Raw genomic sequence first — 240 nt, forward strand, 5'->3', positions numbered from 1 at the left:
CCGATCCGAAGGCAGCTGAAACAGCCATCACTGACTCGATCGACAACACCACGGTTTCTCTGAGTGCAGATAAAGCCTCGGTAGTTGAAGGCGGTGACATCACTTACACCGCGACCTTGACCAACAAAGCGCAAACAGACGTTACAGTTACGCTTTCGAACGGTCAGACGATCACTATTAAAGCCGGTGAGACCACAGGCTCGACTGTGTTCAACACCCCAGCCAACGACGTCTATAACA

General features: G+C 51.7%; 1 protein-coding gene. It reads left to right on the plus strand.

The window, feature by feature from the left end; translation table 11 throughout:
- A partial coding sequence (locus BFP92_RS31845) for an immunoglobulin-like domain-containing protein (RefSeq protein WP_345788659.1) occupies window positions 1-240 on the plus strand: 240 nt, incomplete at both ends.

It is taken from the genome of Pseudomonas sp. 58 R 3 (genome assembly GCF_900006605.1).
In the GTDB taxonomy this organism is placed as follows: domain Bacteria; phylum Pseudomonadota; class Gammaproteobacteria; order Pseudomonadales; family Pseudomonadaceae; genus Aquipseudomonas; species Aquipseudomonas salomonii.